Source organism: Paenibacillus sp. OK060, from assembly GCF_900101205.1.
Taxonomy (GTDB): Bacteria; Bacillota; Bacilli; order Paenibacillales; family Paenibacillaceae; genus Paenibacillus; species Paenibacillus marchantiae.
On record NZ_FNFR01000001.1, the window covers coordinates 1,140,993 to 1,158,909 of the forward strand.

Genomic DNA, 17,917 nt, shown 5'->3' on the forward strand with positions numbered 1-17,917 from the left:
GTAAATTGGAGGTCATAAAAAAAGTGTTACATATCCGAAAAATGTGGCATATACGCCAATTGTGAAAACGCATACAATTTGGTTATCAAAAGCAAATCAGATAAAGGGGATGACAGAATGAAGAAGCGCAGTAAGATGGCTACGCTGCTGATCGGAAGCATGATGATAGCTGTAATCAGTGGGTGTACCGGGGGCAATAACGAGAGTGCACAACCGCAAATTTCACAACAGGACTATGAACCTTATGGTAAATATGAGACACCCGTGGAATTTACGATTGGCCGAAATACCAACCATGTGAACAATCTGCCTGCCGGCGATACCATTGAAAACAATTTGGCTACACGCTATGTAGAAGACCGGGTGAACGTCAAAGCCAAGGTGGCTTGGGAAACAGATGATATGGATCAGAAGCTGTCACTCTCGATGACGACAGGTGACCTCCCGGATGTAATGCTTGTCAGCCGCGAAATATTTAATCAACTGGTGGATAACGATCTCATTGCCGACATGACAGAGGTTTATGAGAAGACAGCATCCGAGGGTGTTAAAAATATTTATGGTTCCTACGGAGATTTGCTGCTGAATCAGGTAAAGGTGGATGGTAAAATCATGGGTCTGCCCATGACGAATATCGGAAACCAGCACCAATTGCTGTGGGTCCGGAAGGATTGGGTGGATAAAGTAGGCGCGAAGCTCCCGGAATCCGTCGAGGATGTATGGAATCTCGCGAGAATGTTTGTGGAGAAGGACGTTTCGGGAACAGGCAAGACGGTAGGCATGGTCATGGATTCCAATGCGATGAACTTTACGCCGATCTTTGCTGCACACGGTGCCTTTCCGATGAACTGGATTCAGAAGAACGGTCAGGTTGAATATGGATCTGTTCAGCCTGAAGTGAAGCAAGCGCTGACAGAGTTGAGTGCCATGTATAAAGAAGGTTTGATTGATAAACAGTTTGCTGTCCGGTCGAGTGAAGAGAAGGAAGCTCTCGTCATCAACGGACAGGCCGGAATGGTGTTTAATCCATGGTGGATCGGTTACACCAACTACAAGGATTCCATCAAACAAGATCCTGAAGCAGTCTGGGTTGCCGTATCTGCACCAGTGGATGAAAATGGCAAGTTCAAGACGATCCGGCAAGATCCGGTGGGCGGTGGTATCGTCGTTGTGAAGAAGGATTTTGCTCATCCTGAAGCGATTATGAAATCAGTCAATTTAACAACGGATTTCCTGTACTCCTTAACGGAGGACGCAATCAATTACAAGAAAGAGCATGCTGACGAGTTGCTCACCGATGCAAGCCGCTGGAACAATGATCCTACCCAGATTCCGATGCAAGTGGATTATAACGATGTGCTGAAGCGGTATTACGATGATCTGATCAAGGCGGATGAGGCCGGAGATGCTTCCGCTGTTCAGGAAGATCGAATGGTTTCTTTCAAGGCCTATCAGGAATTCAAAGAGAAAGGTAATGCGATCGATGCAAACACTTATGGTGAATATCTCTCCCGGATCGAGGGACAGCGTGAGGCGAATAATCCGAATTTGGAAGTGATTCCCGCAGGCTTCTATGGAACAACCGAGACGATGAAGCTGAAGTGGGCGAATCTGCAGAAGCTCGAAGAGGAAACCATGCTCAAGATCATTATGGGGGAAGCCCCTGTAGATGAATTCGATAAGTTTGTCGACACTTGGAAACGTACGGGTGGTGACGAGATTACAGAAGAAGTCAACGAGATGAGCAACAGATAAGGATCGCGTGAGCTTAGGTGTGGAAGCCTGATGGTGGACTTCCGCACGGGCTTTCGCCGATAAAACCTGTCCAATTAGGCACATGATGGAGGTGGAAAGGACAATGCCGCAAATGGAAACAACCGTTAATCAAGAGCGGGAAGTGCGTTACGGGAGGAAAAAGAAACGTAAAACTTTTGATGAAATGACTTATCATTTTATGCTGCTTCCTGGCATGATCATGCTGTTCATTTTCTCAATTGTACCGATGTTCGGGGTCGTGATGGCATTCCAAAAGTTCATTCCCGCCAAAGGAATATTCGGGTCAAAGTGGGCAGGGCTTTCCAATTTCACATATATGTTTCAACTGCCGGACGCGAAGCAGATTTTCATTAATACATTGGTTATCGCGGTTGGAAAGATTGCTCTAGGGTTGATTGTACCCATCGTATTCGCTTTGCTGTTAAATGAGGTGCGTCTGAAAGTATTCAAGAGTACAATTCAAACCATCGTCTATTTGCCGCATTTTATGTCCTGGGTGGTTCTGGGCACCATGCTGACCATGATCTTTTCCTTCGATGGCATGGTGAATAACTTCCTTGAGTTTCTCGGACTGGAGCGGATTATGTTTCTGGCGAGTAATGACTGGTTTAGGCCGCTGCTCATTGTGACGGATACGTGGAAGGAATTTGGCTACGGGACGATTGTCTATCTGGCTGCATTAACGGCAATCAACCCTGCATTGTACGAATCTGCCGCAATGGACGGCGCAAGTCGCTGGAAACAGACGCTGAATATCACGCTGCCGGGTATGTTCCCAACGATTATCCTGCTGGGTACGCTGAGTCTTGGTAATGTACTGAATGCGGGTTTTGATCAGGTGTTTAACCTGTATAATCCGCTGGTATATGAAACGGGCGATATTATCGATACTTTTGTATACCGTATGGGTCTGATCAACATGCAATATTCATTTGCAACAGCGATTGGACTGATGAAATCGGTGATCAGCTTTGTTCTGATCGTGATTTCCTACAGACTTGCTTCGAGGTATGCGGGGTACAGAATTTTCTAGGAGGGTTAGCATGATTCAATCCAAATCGCTCGGCTCCAGGCTATCCCGCCTGTTGATTATGTTTGCGTTAATTCTGATTACGTTCATGTCCTTGGCGCCGATTGTCAATACCATTATGGTGTCCGTCAGCAGCAGTACAGCTGTTAATGCAGGTCGGGTTTATTTTTTTCCAGTGGAGCTGAATTTCTCATCGTATGGCCAGATTCTGAATGATACGAAGTTTTGGAAGGCTTTTTTCATCTCGGTCGAGCGGGTGGTGCTGGGGGGAGCAATCAACATGTTTTTGACCATTCTCATGGCCTATCCGTTGTCACGAAGCGTCACACAATTCAGATCGAGAAACACATATATGTGGATTATTGTGTTTACTATGCTTTTCAGCGGGGGAATCGTTCCATGGTATATGGTCATCAGCAAGTTGGGGTTGATCAACAGCATTTGGGCGCTGGTTCTGCCGGGGGCAGTTCCTGTCTTTAATGTGATTCTCCTCATGAACTTCTTCAAGGGAATTCCAAAGGAACTGGAAGAGGCCGCATTTATTGACGGTGCCAGTCCGCTTAAAATTCTGCTCAAAATCTTCATCCCCATTTCTATGCCGAGTCTGGCAACGATCATGCTGTTTGTTATTGTGGGGCACTGGAACAATTTCTTCGACGGCATCATTCTGATTAACGACAGCTCCAAAATCCCGCTCCAGACCTATCTGCAGCAGCTCAGTCTCACACGGGATCAGATGCAGAATCTTTCAGTCGAACAGCTGCAGCAGTTCAATAAAATCTCCAATACAACGTTGAATTCTGCCAAAATTCTGGTATCCATGATTCCCATTCTGATGATATATCCTTTTCTGCAACGTTATCTAATCCACGGAATCGTACTTGGAGCCGTAAAAGAATAGTTCTGGTTATCAGCCTCATCTGCAGTTCTGCCTGAGAAATATGGAAGGGGGTGAAGGAACACCGTCAGGGACAGGCGTGAACAGAGCTGGAGCAAGGGATTGACACTGCTTTACGGGTAAAACTGTTAGTTATACGTCGATTGGAGAAGGGAAGGGATCTGATGAGCAAAAGGAAAATGGTGAGCCTCACGCTGGTACTCAGCATTATTTTGGTCACCACCATGGGGGCAACAAGCGGTGGCAAGAATCGCTATGCAGATCAGGCGCAGTGGTCGCAAGAGAAGCTGAATGAATACTACTGGAACGATGCATCAAAAATGATGAATAATGCTTACCCATCAACACCAGAAGGTGAACAGGCCTTAAATTACTGGTGGAAGGCTCATGCGGTCGATGCATTGGTGGACGGATACGAACGTACAGGAGACAATGCCTACACTGAGCGTGCGGAAGAACTCGTTCGCAGTATCATTGCACGAAATGGTTCACTTCACAATGAATTCTACGATGATATGGAATGGCTCGCGCTCGCCGGGCTTCGTCTGTATGATGCAACAGGCAGTGAAGAGATGAAGGGATACGTAATGGAGTTGTGGGATGACATCAAGACCGCCTGGTGGGAAGATGAGCTTGGCGGTATGGCTTGGAAAAAGGATCAGCGTTATAACCGAAATGCATGCTCCAATGGACCTGCCGCTATCTTGGCTGCAAGGTTGTATGAACGTTTTGGCGATGAGCGGGATCTGGAATGGGCCAAAAAAATATATGATTGGGAGAAACAACATCTGGTTAATCCGAAAACGGGCCTGGTAGCGGATGGTTTGGTACTGAAGGAGGATGGCACACTGGATGTGAATGAAGCATGGATCTTTACGTACAATCAAGGCACGTTTATCGGAGCGGGTGTTGAACTCTACCGGATAACAGGGAAGAAGACGTATTTGAAAGATGCCGAGAAAACCGCAGCTGGTTCTTTGAAGACCTTAACGGATGAGAAGACGGGCATATTTAAAGAGGACGGCGACGGGGACGGTGCGTTGTTCAAAGGCATCTTGATCCGCTACATGGTTGAGTTGTATGAAGTCGGGCATAACAAGAGCCTGAAAAAGGCAGTCTATCGCAATGCCGATGCCTTACTGAAAGGTAGCCGGGACACTGGATTATTCGGTCAAGCTTGGGGGAAAGCAGCCCAGAACCCACTCGACCTTACGGCTCAGCTCAGCGGCGTATTTCTGCTGGAAGGAGCTGCTAAGCTGGAAGACGGCAAAGCGGATAAGCCAGGTAAACCGGATAGACCAGTGAAGAAGTAGCCATTTGAGTGGAAGATAGGTTGATAGGATAGTAATTATTAGAGGTCAGCGCCTGCATGAGTCTTTTCAAGAGAAAGATCATGCGGTGCTGTTATGTTCCGGTGTCACTGTTAAACGGTAGATCAGCGGTGAAGTTTCATTCGAAAAAAGCATCGTACCCAATTACTCAGGGTACGATGCTTTTATGCGTCTGCAGATTCAATGTAAGTATGGTTATTACTTGCTAGGGGGTAAGTGGTAGCTTTCTCGGATTAAGGAGAAATAGTCATCAGCACGGACAACCTTGAATTCTGTTCCGAGTTCTTCGGTGATCGCCAGTGCATCGGATGGAGTCGTACTCCATGCAAGCAATCCAAGGGAAACGAACAAAGGCGATTTACCATCCCAATTCGCTTTCGCTTCATTCAGCACCTGTAATCCATCCTGCACGGTACTTATCCCACGAATTGTGGATACGGGCAGGCTATCATCAACGATTTCCACACCATAGTTGTCTTCATAGCTGATGAATAAGCCGGGTGCATGATAATCCTGTGCATAAGCCTTGGCTTTAAATGGCGTGAGAGGTACATTCTCGCTGTCTATACGGTTCAACACATAAGGAATGGTCATGCCAGTCTTTTTCATATATTTTTCAGTTTGCTGCAAAAATTGCCGGAAGCTTGAGTCGGGCCATGCCTCTGGATAGAAGTATCCTGCACCGGACGGTCCTGCGATCAGCAGATCATTCGGGGTTGCAGTGTTCACATAATAATTCAATATTGCTGGTGCACCTTCGTAGAGAAGCGGGCTTGAAGTCCAGTTAATCGGAACCTTACCTCTGGCCGGATCATCCCACATCACACGCATGCGATGCTGGTTATACTGAAAATTATCACCCTCCGTAAAGGTATACGTTACATAGATTTTGTTCTCCAGCGCAGGTCGCGGAGATTTTTTCACCGGGGTGAGATTCGGTTTTGTCCCCGAGAAAACAGTCAGGTTGCTGAACCAATCGGCTGCAAGAACATAGACGCCATATCGAGATGCAATCTCAACGGAGCTGAACTCACCTTCGACATCATTGCTAAACCAGCCAAGGTAGGGAGTTCCGGGTTTTACATCAGACATGATCTTCTCGAAGAGTGCTTTTTGCTCAGGTATATTGGAATCCAACCAGAATACCATCGCTTTATTAGCGACTGCATAATCCCTTAAATATGCATAAGGCTCCCGTTGCTCAGCGGAGAGAGGGCGGATAGTACCCGCGGATACTTTATACTGATTCCACATGTCCACTTCAGCCGTCAGGTTCTGAGTACCCGCAGGAGGAGTGAATTCATACACAAAATAATTGCCATTATCGGCGAAACGGTGGCCTCCTTCTCCTTCAGCAACCTTGGAATTCTGTCTGTCATAGAGGAATTGTTCTTCTTCCGGTGTTCCTGCGATAAAGTTAGCGATCTCTTTTCCATCCGCCTTGACCGTAATCTCATGTACAGCCGGTCCCCAGCCATCCTGAGTGAAAGCGTCATCAAATCGGAGATATACTGAAGATTTTCCCAAGAGTGAAGAAAGGTCCAGGGAATACGTGTCACGGTTGCTTGCATCTCGAATCTGTTGTTTTTCCTCCGTTATCGTAACAAAGGATTCAGGCATGCCGGATGGAATGCGAATCGCCGTATCCGGATCAAGTCCAATTAACATCTGGTGGTTCGTTTTCTTCCACAGATTCTCATACTGCCAGGTATAGGCATCTATCCGACTATTGAATTTACCCCGCAGGTCATCTACAATCTTCAATTTGTAAGGGGCTTTGGACAATTTGACTGCTAACTCGGGACTGGCAACCACAGCATTCTTCAGTCCTGCGAGCGTGGTTGCTACGTTAATCGTATCAGGTACTTTGGGATCATATACAACCATGCCTTTGACTTCGTTGCGATAAGCAGAGAACACTTCCCAATAATCCTGATGAAGCGTGTAAGGCACCTTGATGTCCTTAAGCCAGGTCAATTTTCCTTCTTCCTGGGACTCAATCAGATAGATTCGGGGTTGTTCTCTGTTAACGATACCCTGTAATGTTCCCAGCAACAATTTGATGTCACCTGACGCATCATAGATGTCGGCTGCATCCAAATGTTTCGGCTTTTTGAAACTTGGCAGTTCACGGTGTTTGGACCCATCAGGTTTGGCTGTCTGTACATTCGTTTCCGTAGCTGAAGCAGCGCCGGCGGTTAATGAAAAAGCGCATATGAGAGCTAAACAGAGCATCGTGAATCTACGAGCCATGGCGAATTCACTCCTTGTTATAGTCAAGAATTAGAGTATGTGCCCGTAATACCCACCCTCCTCTTGTGGCCAAAAGCCAATCCACACATCTCTATCCAACACATATTAAATATATTCATATATAATTTTACAAGGGGTTCGACAAAACTTCCCATTATTCCTGGAAATCAGGCATATTAAATGCGATGATATCAAGGAGATAATCTTTGCAACTGCAGATAAGCTCAGCTTGTTTATTGCACTTGCAGGTGAAAGGATATATTATATATCTCAAATATTATGAATGAATTGGTGATGTGATCAAATGAGTACAAATGATCGAATTCCACTGTATCAACAAATCCAGGACTATATCAGACATGTCATAACTCAAGAAAATATGAAACCCGGTGATCGCATACCGACAGAGAAGGAACTGATGGATCAGTTTCAGGTCAGTAAAATTACAGTTGCCAATGCCTTGACCGGATTAGCAAATGAAAAGTTAATTGCGCGTGTGCCGGGGAAAGGTAGTTTTGTAGCTGAAGAAGCGGATAGTGCTTCTATGACCTCATCGCAAGCGAACACAATGAAAGGTAGAGAGGGGACACTGTCTACAGGAATGATTGGCATCATTGTGCCCTCCATCCATGATTATTTTGCCATCAGGCTCGTTGAGGGAATTGAGCAAGCCTTGCGTGACGAAGGATATCGCAGCATGATCATGTTTACACATGGCAAGGTGGATAAAGAGAAGGATGTCATCAAGGAAATGAAGGCGCTTGGGGCAGAAGGTCTATTAATCTTTCCTGTTGATGAAGAGAACTACAACGAGGAGATCCTTGGCATGAAGCTCTCGGGTTTTCCTTTTGTACTGATGGACCGTTATTTGCCAGGGGTCGAGACACATTATATTGCGGCAGATGGCAGACGGGGCACAAGGCTAGCTGTGGAGCATCTTTGGGAGCTGGGACACCGGGATATCGCTATTTGCTCGGATTCTCCCCTTCAGACAGTTACGGTTCAGGAGCGGATCGAAGGTTATATTGAGGCTTTAAAAGGCAAAGGTGCGTTAATTAATCCTGCTCATATGATCACAGATTTCCAACCGCTAACTGAACTTAAGGAAGCAGAGGCCCACCCTTTGTATCGATATATCCAAAATCGAATGGTCACAGCCTATGTTTCGCTTAACGGCAGGTTAGGTGTGCAAATCTATCAAATGGCCAAACAAGCAGGGCTTCGAGTGCCTGAAGATGTATCGATAGTAAGCTTCGATGATCCCACCTCAATCGTGGAGGAATTCAGTATATTTACCCATGTTAAGCAATTTGAGCGGGATATGGGGTATCGGGCGGCTGCTAAATTACTTGAAGTATTACGTGGTCATGGGGAAGCGAAAAGTTATAGCAAAATGCTGATTGAACCCGAACTGGTCGTACGTCAAACCACCGGAACGGTTCCTCAAGCTTAATTTTCACAAAAAAAGAAAACCTTTTCCGGAGAGAAGCGGAAAAGGTTTTTTTTATGTTTGTATAAAAAACATATTGAATATATTCATATCATATATTATAGTCTAGAAAATGATGGATAGTCATACATTGCAACCCAAATCAAATACGAGCTTGGGGAGGTTAAGAAAATGGCACGAGATCGAAAGGAAGAGCGTACGGGATTTCAAGAATCTGCAGCTTACCATCCGGATTATGATCTACAGACTGACTTTGTGATGGTTTACGGGATTGATGAGTCGATGCAGGAACGCATTCTGAAGTGGAAAGAAAAAGGATATGTGGTTCATTTGATGACAGGAGTTGCTTGGGGGACCTACAACAGCTATTTGGATGGTGAGGTCGATGGAGCAACACATTGGGATGAAGCTCAAATGGACCGGGAAGGCAACATGATTCTTCATGGGAGCGAGCCAGTCATTCCATACATGGTGCCTACCATTTCCTTTGGTCATTACATAGCGGATCGAATACGTATTGCCGTTGACGCCGGTGTGGAAGCCATCCATCTGGAGGAACCTGAATTCTGGGTAAACGGAGGCTATTCAGAAGCTTTTAAACGGGAATGGCAGTTGTATTACAAAGAGCCTTGGATTCCGCCACACGCTTCACCTGATGCCCAATTTCGAGCTTCCAAATTAAAAGCGTATTTATATACACGTGTCCTGGACCGATTATGTGCCGAGATGAAGGACTACGCGTTAAAACGTTATGGTCGTGTCCTTCGCTTTTATGTTCCGACTCATAGTCTGATTAATTACACACAGTGGCGTATTGTCAGTCCACAATCTCAGCTTCTAGAGCTACCCTCCATCGATGGGTATATTGCACAGATCTGGACCGGGACATCCCGAACCCCCAATGTGTATGAAGGGTTGCGTAAGGAACGTACGTTTGAAACCGCTTACCTTGAATATGGCGTCATGCAGGAACTGGTTCGTGGGACCGACAGACGAATGTGGTTCCTGCATGATCCGATCGAAGATAACCCGAATTATACCTGGGCTGATTACCGCCAGAACTATTTAAAAACGGTGGTTGCCTCACTGCTGCATCCCGGGGTCGCCCATTATGAAGTCGCACCTTGGCCTCGACGAATCTTTCAAGGCACTTATCCATCCGAGGATGGCTCTGGCAAGGAGCAAATTCCGTCAGACTATGCCACAACTTTGCTTCAGGTCATGCACACGCTTGGTAACATGAATCAGGATGTGATTGAAACAGCAGAGGAGACATTACAAGTTGGCGTTTTTATTGCAGACTCAGCAATGTTTCAACGAATGAAGTCAGATCCCAATGCAGCTCATGCCGGTAAATACGATGGAACAGATCCTGAAGGATTCCAGGAGGATGGCGATACAGAACTGCTCGATTTTTCTCCTTTTTACGGTCTGACACTGCCGTTATTGAAACATGGTATTCCTGTCCGTCCACTTCAACTGGATAATGTAAGGCGGTATCCGGGTTACTTGGCAACTTATCGTGTGCTCATACTGAGCTATGAATTTATCAAACCGGAATATCCGGACATTCATTATGCTCTTGCACAGTGGGTACAGGATGGTGGAGCGTTAATCTATGTAGGCGATGACAGCGACCCGTATCACGATATTCGTGCATGGTGGAACCATGAACGCAAGCAAGAGCAGTCAGATCAGACGTATAAATCCCCTCGAGCACATTTGTTTGAACAGCTAGGTCTAAAAGATAAGAGGCAAGGTGTCAATAAGGTAGGAAAAGGGGTAGTTTGCTGGCTGGATGAACATCCGGCTGACTTCACTTTATCCAAGGCAGGGGCTGATCGGCTGCGCCAATCTGTGAAAGAAACGATGGAAGCTGTCCACGGACCAGAACTACAGTGGGAATCGAAACCATATTTCAAAATTAGACGAGGTCCCTATCTAATCGTATCGGTTCTCGATGAATCGGTCAGCGAAGAGGCAGTAGTCATTCCAGGTCCGATTGTGGATTTGTTTGATTCAAAGCTCTCAGTGCTGAACCAGGTGATCCTAAATCCGGGAGAGCAAGCCTTGCTCTATGATATTGAAGCGGGTCGTCCAACGGATGGAGAAGTATCCGTCATTGCTGCTTCTTCCCGAATAGAAGGTCTGTCTCAGTCGGCCACAGGTTTTCGATTCATTGCAAGAGGACCTTCCAACATGAAGGCAACAGCAAGGTTGTATTGCAAGGCCAGACCATTATCTGCCCAGTATGTCATTCAAGAGCAGATGGTCCCCGTGGTATGGGAATGGGACCCGGATTCAAAGACAGTGCTTCTTCAGTACGAACATGGCAACGAGAACAATGCAGAGGTTCATGTCCGCTGGACTTCCTGAATTCACAATACAACCTGATTGATGTAACAGAGAGGAGTATACTAGTATGCCCTACGAACCGATAAGGCCAGAACGGTTAAAACAGATGTTAAACAAACTTCGGGAAGCCATATATGAGCCGATTGCCGAATTAGAAGTGACGGCTTGGATTACACCAGAGCCCGTACCTTACGAGGAACGGATGACCGGCACGAAAGTGACACTCAAGCAAGGAGAACAATGGGGAGAATTATGGGATTGTGCCTGGTTCCGTTTTGCAGGTAATCTTCCGGCAGTCACAGGTAACCAAACCACGGTCCTCTTGCTGGATGTCAACGGTGAGCTGTGTCTGGTTGACCATGAAGGGTCACCTATCCAAGGGTTGACGACGATTAACTCCGAATTTGATTTTTCATTAGGTCTGCCTGGGAAACGAGTCGTGCAGCTCCATGAGACATCTGTAAATGGACAGGAAGTTGAAGTGTGGGCAGATGCAGGCAATAACGATCTGTTCGGCAAGTATCGGGGAGGGACGTTGAAAGAAGCACTCATCGCCTTCTGCAGGGAAGATATTCGGGATCTCTATTACGATACCGAGGTGCTCTTGGAGACTGCAGAGCAGCTCCATGACGGTTCCGCTCGGAAGGAGAGAATCTATCAGACGTTCTATGATATTTCAGTACAGTTGATCGATTTCTCGAAAGAGAGTGTCGAGCAAGCGAAGAATCGACTACATGAACAGCTAACCCTGCAGGGGGGCGATCCGGTCTTAACCCTAAGCGCTGTGGGTCATGCTCATATAGATTTGGCCTGGTTATGGCCGATCCGTGAAACGATCCGTAAAGGAGCTAGAACGTTCTCAACTGTGCTTCGCATGATGGAGCGTTATCCTGATTATGTGTTCGGAGCGAGCCAACCGCAGCTGTACGATTGGATGAAGCAGCATTATCCCAAGCTGTATGAGCAGATCAAGGAACGTGTACGTGAAGGCAGATGGGAACCGCAAGGCGCCATGTGGGTAGAATCGGATACCAATGTGCCTGGGGGTGAATCACTCGTACGCCAGATTTTGTATGGCAAGCGTTATTTCCAGCAGGAATTTGGTCTGGAAATGAAATCGCTCTGGATGCCTGATGTATTCGGCTACTCGGCAAGTTTGCCCCAGTTATTAAAGAAATCCGGTGTGGATTACATGATGACCCAGAAGCTCTCCTGGAGTGAGTATAACCGACATCCTCATCATTCCTTTCTATGGGAGGGAATTGATGGTTCAGCTGTATTAACACATATGCCACCAGAGGATACTTACAACAGTCCTGCAGCTCCACGTTCGATCATCAGTGCTGAACAGGGGTATCTGGATAAAAATGTATCAAACCATGCGCTAATGCTTTTTGGTATAGGAGACGGAGGCGGAGGACCTGGCGAAGAGCATTTGGAGCGGCTGACACGGGAGAAAAACCTGCTTGGCTTGTCCCCTGTTATACAGGAACCTTCTTGGAAATTTTTCGAACGACTTAATGAAGAACGTGAACGGTTCCAGACATGGCGCGGTGAGCTTTACCTGGAGAAACATCAAGGAACCCTGACCAGTCAGGCGCGAAGTAAGTGGTATAACCGGAAAATGGAGAAAGCACTGCGCGAATTGGAGTTCGCCTCAGTACTTGTAGCTTCACAGCTAGGCAAGTCTTATCCGTCCGAGTCACTGGAAACGATATGGAAGGAAGTCCTCTTGTATCAGTTCCATGATATCCTTCCGGGGTCTTCCATCAAGCGTGTGTACGATGAGTCACTCATACGATATGAAGAACTTTTAGATCAGACAGAAAATATGATCAACGAAACCTACAGCCATATGGCAGACCAGATCTCTTCAAATATCGAATCCTCATCCAGCTGCTCCGTGGTGATATTCAATTCATTGCCTTGGGAGCGTCAGGAATGGATTCACACAAATGGAAACTGGCGCAAGGTTCAGGTTCCATCCATGGGATACACAATGGTATCAGATCATGTGGACCAGGGTGCTATAGATGAAATCGCATCATGCGCCCAGTTAGTTCCGGGAATACAAGAGTCGGAATTTCACGTTTCCGCTGAAGAACGCTGTGTGGAGAACGACACATTCATCGTGAAGTTTGATCGGAATGGAGCCATTATCTCCATCCAGGACAAGGCTGAAGTGCGGGAAGTCATTCCGCAAGGTCATCCGGGAAATGCACTTCGTGTGTATCACGACGAAGGAGATGCTTGGGATTTCAGTCATGACTATTCCGCACATACAGGTATGCCATTAACGCTTCATGACATTCGCGAGCTTCGTGAGGGTCCAAAAGTCGGGCTGGTCTTCGAATATAACTATGGAGAATCCACTCTGATCCAGACGGTGGTTCTGACAGAAGGCAGCAGACGAATTGATTTCGAGACGACCGTGGATTGGAGAGAGAATAGTAAAATGCTTCGTACTTCATTCCCGGTGAATATCCGTACAGATCAGGTTCACTGTGAGATCCAATTTGGCAGTTTGACTAGACCCACTCATCGGAATACCATGTGGGACTTCGCCAAGGATGAGATATGTGCTCATCAGTGGATTGACTTATCGGAGCCGGATTATGGAGTCGCATTGCTTAATGATTGTAAATATGGTCATAGAGCCATCGATAATGTGCTTGGTCTGAATTTGCTGCGCAGCAGCTCGTATCCTGATCCGGAAGCGGATCGTGCGGAGCATACGTTCACCTATTCGTTATATCCGCATCAAGGCAACCATGTTCAGGCTGAGATCTATCGAAGAGGTAATGAACTGAACATCCCGCTTCGCACCGTTTCCTTATCATCTGTATCTGGTAAGCAGAAAGGTAAGCTCCCATATTCGAAAACATTTCTTCAGCCGGATCATCCGTACATCATGGTGGAATCCGTCAAAAAAGCCGAGGATGGAGACGACATCATCGTCCGTCTATATGAAACTTCGGGAACACATGCCACCACGGTATTACATCTTGGATTCCATATAGCAGAAGCCTGGACGACTGATCTTATGGAAAATATCATTTCACCCGTTTCATTTGCAGGAGCATCCGAGATGGCTTTATCCTTCACGCCATTTGAAATCATCACGTTACGATTGAAGTTAGGATAGCTATAGCTGGGATGGATGACCGTCCATTATGAGAAAGGAGAGGTTGGAATGTGATCAAGACACGAGTGAGCAACAATCGATTGATGAAGCGAATCTGGCAGCATAAACTCTTTTATTTGTTTATGCTGCCCGGAATCGTCTGGTTTTTCCTGTTCTCCTATGTACCGCTATATGGAATTCAGGTTGCTTTTAGGGATTACAATTTCGTTGGCGGATTCACCGGAAGTCCATGGGCAGGCCTTAAGTACTTTCAACAGTTCTTCAATTACTATCAATCCGGTGACATCATCCGTAACACGATCATCATCAGTCTCATGAAACTGCTAATTGGCTTTCCGATGCCAATCATTCTTGCACTCCTCTTAAATGAAGTACGAATGATCAAATTCAAAAAGACGGTTCAGACCCTTTCTTACTTGCCTTATTTCGTATCCTGGATCGTCGTGGTTACGCTGATGCAACGGCTCCTAACGCCGTATGGGGGGCCAGTCAATGACTTATTGGGGTCATTTGGAGCGGAGTCGATCCAGTTCCTGAATAATCCAACATGGTTCTATCAGATGATCGTCGGTTCAGACATCTGGAAGAATATCGGTTGGAATTCCATCATCTTTATGGCCGCCATTGCGGGTATTGATCAGCAGCTTTACGAAGCTGCCAAAATGGATGGTGCGGGACGCTTCAGACAGATGTGGCATGTATCGCTTCCAGGTATCCGCAATGTAGCTATCATATTATTCATACTCGCTGTGGGCAGTCTGATGAGCGCAGGTTATGAACAACTGCTTCTCCTGAATGGACCGGCAACCGCAAGTCTTGGCAGTGTACTGGACGTGCATGCCATTAACTCCGGGATTCGAGAAGGACGTCTCAGTTACGCTGCAGCTGTAGGACTATTCCAAAGTGTTATCGCACTCATTCTGGTTGTAACCGTTAATCGCATCGCCCGCAAAGTCAGTGATGTATCCCTGTTCTAAGGAGGTGACCTTATGGAACGAAAATGGTCCTTATTCTCGGTACTTAACTATATTTTTCTTGCTTTGGTTGGATTCTCGATGATTTACCCGTTTATATATATCTTGGCTTATTCACTGAACGACGGTAAGGATTCGATGCAAGGCGCGATTTATTTTCTTCCCCGCCAATTCACGTTGGATAACTATGCTCAGGTATTCGATAACGCAAGGATCTGGAAGGCATATCAAATTACGATTATGCGCACCGTGCTGGGTACTTTTCTCCACGTTGTATTGTGTACACTCATGGCCTATGCACTTTCCAAAAAAACATTGCCAGGTCGCTCCTTTTTCACCTTTTACATCTTTTTGCCTACGATTTTCAGTGCGGGATTCATCCCGTTCTTCATTACACTTCAAAAACTGCATCTGATTAATAGTTTCTGGGTGTACGTTTTGCCCTTGTTGTTCAACTTCATGCACATCATCATTATTCGGACATTCCTGCAAGGCATACCTGAGGAACTGGAGGAATCGGCGCGTATTGACGGGTATGGAGATTTTCAAATCTTCGTACGAATCATTCTGCCTCTTTCCGGGCCGGTACTTGCAACGATCTCGCTGTTCATTGGGGTAGCCCACTGGAATGACTGGTTCTCTGGCGCCTACTACGTATCTAACAAAGATTTGATACCGGTACAGACCCTACTGCAAGAAATGCTGACAGAAGCAGAGGCATTATCCAATTCGATGCAGCGTGCAGCACAGCAGGGTGGTCAGACGGTTGGTGGAGTCGGTGGAGCAGGAGCAACACCTGAATCACTTCGAATGGCATTGCTTGTTATTACGGTTTTCCCGATCTTATGTATATATCCGTTTCTACAACGATATTTCGTGAAGGGGGTTATGATTGGTTCGGTTAAAGGGTAGATCATCCTGACCTGAATTTGCTAGAGCTTTACCGAGATCATTTATTCAAGGAGGCGATTGGTTTGAACAGGATTTGGTCGAAAGGCGTATCCATCTTGCTCGTGTCCATCATGGTTGGAGGTTTGCTGAGCGGTTGCACGAATTCATCAGGAAACGGGGAAGGCGCAGAAGGAGAGAACGGAAATAAACTCAAAATCTTGCACAATTGGAATGGCTCAGGCGGATCGGATAATGGGATAACCCCTGTCGAGGAAGTCATCAAAGAGAAAACTGGCGTCACATTAGAGTGGGAATATACGAAAGGCAGCGAGACGGAGAAAGTAAACCAGATTTTCGCCACACAGGATTTGCCGGATATCTACACCGGACCTGCATGGGGCGGCGAGCTGGACGGGATCATCAAGGCTGCCAAAGAAGGACAGCTGGTAGATATATCCGATAAATTGGGGGATTACCCAAACCTGGCGAAATCCATCGCGAAAGAGAATGTTCCGCCAGCATTGTATGAAAAAGCGATAGATGCGTATGACGGCAAGAAATATTTACTTTTACAAAATCAGCCCGCAACGAACGAAGATGGCATGGATTGGCTATATGGCTTCTATGTTCGCAAAGACATAGCCGAGAAAGTCGGCGTGGATCCTCAGTCTGTCGTGACGAAGGAAGACTTCTATAACTTCCTCCAAAAAATCAAAGATGCCAACCTGAAGGAGAGCGGTCAGCCCGTGTTTCCACTGGGCGGATTTAGTAACGGATGGTCCGTAGGCATCGGAAACACGATGTTCTATTCCGGAGCAGGCTATGTAGACAAAGGTGACGGAACGGTAGAACATAACTTTTTCACCAAAGGATACGAAGAATACACGCTGTTCTATCGTAAACTGGTTGAGGAAGGGCTGATGGACCCCGAAGCCTTTACTCAGACGGATCCTATTGCCAAAGAAAAAATTAATCAAGGACGCATTGCTATCCTTGCCGCACATTATCCGGCCATTTTGGACGCCTCCAAAGAATATGTTACTTCACATCCTGGAAGCGATTACATCCCGATCGGACCATTGGAGCGGGCAGATGTTGACCCGAGCCGGCCTGTTGATCTTGGCATTCAAGGAAACAACGTAACGGCTATCACCAGTAGCTGCAAGGGCGAGTGTGTAGATGCAGCGCTCAAGTTTCTCGATTACATGGCTTCTGACGAAGGTTTCATGCTGGCCCGGTACGGAGTTCAAGGGGTTCACTGGGATATGAAGGATGGTAAACCTGTACCGAATCAAGAATGGTTCGATAAGTTTACAGCAGATCAATCGGGTAAAGTCCGCAAAAACGAGGGCATTTCCATTGGGCTGGAATCGATCACGGGGCTTGACCGGATCAATTCGGCAGCAGGCGGCGACATCTGGGCAGACCAGGAAAGACTCGATGCCATGGAAAATGCCCGGAAAATCTTACGTCCAAACGGTATTCATGTAATCACAGCCTATAACCCGGGCGATGTGATCACCAAATCACCGGAATGGGAAATGTTGAAGCCTTCCATGGACCGGATGGGAGATGCCTGGAAGGAAGCTATTTTCGCAAAATCGGATGAAGCAGCCCTTAGCATTATCAACGACCTCAGGGAACAGCTTCGGAAGACCGGATACGACCAAGCGATGCAGTTCACCAATGAGAACCTGAAAGGAAAAGATATCGTAACTGTTCAAATGCCGAACTGATGCTGAAGAGTTAGGTTAACGATTATCACGGAAATCAAATAGGCTTTGCAGCGCCTTGGTCAACAAGGCGAGCGAAGC

Annotated in this window: 11 protein-coding genes; 10 read left to right on the top strand and 1 reads right to left on the bottom strand. The window is 46.6% G+C overall.

Going from position 1 to position 17,917, the window contains the following annotated elements; translation table 11 throughout:
• Positions 1 to 117: 117 nt before the first annotated feature.
• The 4 genes from BLS14_RS05010 (at position 118) to BLS14_RS05025 (ending at position 5,017) form a co-directional block, all read left to right on the top strand.
• Positions 118 to 1,755: an extracellular solute-binding protein gene (locus BLS14_RS05010; RefSeq protein WP_090949861.1), complete on the top strand. Its 1,638-nt coding sequence runs from the start codon at positions 118 to 120 to the stop codon at positions 1,753 to 1,755.
• A 112-nt stretch (positions 1,756 to 1,867) separates the two neighbouring features.
• Positions 1,868 to 2,809, top strand: coding sequence for an ABC transporter permease (locus BLS14_RS05015; protein WP_082935277.1), 942 nt, complete (start codon positions 1,868 to 1,870; stop codon positions 2,807 to 2,809).
• Between the two features lie 10 nt (positions 2,810 to 2,819).
• Positions 2,820 to 3,707, top strand: coding sequence for a carbohydrate ABC transporter permease (locus BLS14_RS05020; protein WP_063565073.1), 888 nt, complete (start codon positions 2,820 to 2,822; stop codon positions 3,705 to 3,707).
• Positions 3,708 to 3,868: 161 nt separating this feature from the next.
• The gene (locus tag BLS14_RS05025; protein ID WP_090949863.1) at positions 3,869 to 5,017 is read left to right on the top strand and encodes a glycoside hydrolase family 76 protein; all 1,149 of its coding nucleotides are present in this window, start codon (positions 3,869 to 3,871) and stop codon (positions 5,015 to 5,017) included.
• Positions 5,018 to 5,233: 216 nt separating this feature from the next.
• Here BLS14_RS05025 and BLS14_RS05030 read toward each other — a convergent pair whose 3' ends face one another.
• The gene (locus BLS14_RS05030) at positions 5,234 to 7,288 is read right to left on the bottom strand and encodes a GxGYxYP domain-containing protein (protein ID WP_090949865.1); all 2,055 of its coding nucleotides are present in this window, start codon (positions 7,286 to 7,288) and stop codon (positions 5,234 to 5,236) included.
• 304 nt (positions 7,289 to 7,592) lie between these two features.
• On the opposite strand from BLS14_RS05030, the gene BLS14_RS05035 reads away from it, so the two are divergent.
• The 6 genes from BLS14_RS05035 to BLS14_RS05060 all read left to right on the top strand — a co-directional run bounded on the left by BLS14_RS05035 (position 7,593) and on the right by BLS14_RS05060 (position 17,839).
• The gene (locus BLS14_RS05035; RefSeq protein WP_090949868.1) at positions 7,593 to 8,741 is read left to right on the top strand and encodes a GntR family transcriptional regulator; all 1,149 of its coding nucleotides are present in this window, start codon (positions 7,593 to 7,595) and stop codon (positions 8,739 to 8,741) included.
• 168 nt (positions 8,742 to 8,909) lie between these two features.
• Positions 8,910 to 11,114 carry a hypothetical protein gene (locus BLS14_RS05040; RefSeq protein WP_090949870.1) on the top strand — a complete coding sequence of 735 codons (2,205 nt, stop codon included), beginning with the start codon at positions 8,910 to 8,912 and terminating at the stop codon, positions 11,112 to 11,114.
• Positions 11,115 to 11,160: 46 nt separating this feature from the next.
• Complete coding sequence (locus BLS14_RS05045; RefSeq protein WP_090949873.1) at positions 11,161 to 14,238, top strand: alpha-mannosidase; 3,078 nt, start codon at positions 11,161 to 11,163, stop codon at positions 14,236 to 14,238.
• Positions 14,239 to 14,288: 50 nt separating this feature from the next.
• Positions 14,289 to 15,215 (top strand): ABC transporter permease, encoded by a 927-nt coding sequence (locus BLS14_RS05050; RefSeq protein ID WP_082935088.1) that lies wholly within the window; start codon positions 14,289 to 14,291, stop codon positions 15,213 to 15,215.
• A gap of 12 nt (positions 15,216 to 15,227) precedes the next feature.
• The gene (locus tag BLS14_RS05055) at positions 15,228 to 16,124 is read left to right on the top strand and encodes a carbohydrate ABC transporter permease (RefSeq protein WP_063565068.1); all 897 of its coding nucleotides are present in this window, start codon (positions 15,228 to 15,230) and stop codon (positions 16,122 to 16,124) included.
• A gap of 62 nt (positions 16,125 to 16,186) precedes the next feature.
• A complete protein-coding gene (locus BLS14_RS05060; protein WP_079696098.1) occupies positions 16,187 to 17,839 on the top strand; it encodes an extracellular solute-binding protein in 1,653 nt (550 codons plus the stop codon).
• Positions 17,840 to 17,917: the final 78 nt, after the last annotated feature.